General features: G+C 61.2%; 2 protein-coding genes. Both read left to right on the forward strand.

Annotated elements, in window-relative coordinates:
• The first annotated feature begins 19 nt into the window (after window positions 1–19).
• Window positions 20–202 (forward strand): hypothetical protein, encoded by a 183-nt coding sequence (locus L3X40_RS22660; RefSeq protein ID WP_445177238.1) that lies wholly within the window; start codon window positions 20–22, stop codon window positions 200–202.
• 35 nt (window positions 203–237) lie between these two features.
• On the forward strand, window positions 238–855 hold the full coding sequence (locus L3X40_RS21880; protein ID WP_237367438.1) for an MgtC/SapB family protein: 618 nt from the start codon (window positions 238–240) through the stop codon (window positions 853–855).
• Window positions 856–1,042: the final 187 nt, after the last annotated feature.

Consider the following 1,042-nt stretch of genomic DNA (forward strand, 5'->3'; position numbering starts at 1 on the left):
GCGAGCCTGGTAGATCGCCATGTTCAATCTTTGTTCTTCAACATGGCCAAAATCGCAGCTTCGGGCCGACTGGGCCTTGTTCGCCGGATCGAGCTTCGTCGCCGCCCTCGGTGCGAACTGGATCATCGCGGTGGTCGTGCTCGCGGGACTATTTCTTCTGTGTTTGAGTCGCGCGCTGCGTGCATTCCAGACAAAATCCTGAGCGCTGCCATATCGTTTCCTGAGTTCGTCACCGACATGTTGCTGCCTCTCACGGTCGCTGCGGCGGTCGGCCTCATGCTTGGCCTGGAGCGGGAATTGTCGCGCAAACCGGCAGGCCTTCGGACGCAATTCCTGGTCACGGTGGGTACGGCCATCTTCGTCCTGGCCGGGGGCTCGATCCCGGGGGCGGAAACCGGACGGGTCGCGGCAAATGTCGTGACGGGCCTCGGTTTTCTGGGGGCGGGAGTCATCTTGCAGCATCGCGGCACCGTGCGCGGACTGACGACCGCCGCGCTCATCTGGGTAAACGGCGCCTTGGGCCTGGCCACTGCCACGAAGGAATATGTCTTGGCGGGCGTCGGCGTCGGCCTGGCGTTGGCTGCGCTGCGCGTGCTGGCGCTTATCGAGCAACGCATGCGCGAAAAGTGGCGCATCCTCGAATATCAAATCACGACACATGAGAATGAGAGCGTCATCCAGGCCGTTGATGCCGCTCTTAGCAAATGCCGATTCCAGGAAGGTCCGCTCGCATTTCAACGGCAGGACGGGGCAGTCCAGATGCATATCTCATTCTGTGACACGCCGACGCGGCACCGCGAATTCATGGACCGGCTCCGCAAGATGTCGGATGTCACCGAGGTCAAGGTGCTGTGATGCCGGCTCGCGCAGGAGGATTGCTCCATCGGTTATCCAGCCCTTGCGCATCTCGATGAACCGATGCGCGGCCATCGCTCGCGGCCGTAAGCGTTCTCAGGTTGTTCTTCCTTAGACCCAATGACTGCCGGGAGCCATTTTGGCTCCGATCTGCGTTGCTCGCCTGGGGGTCAGAGCAAAGGAGATA

The sequence above is a fragment of the Rhizorhapis sp. SPR117 genome (genome assembly GCF_021742065.1).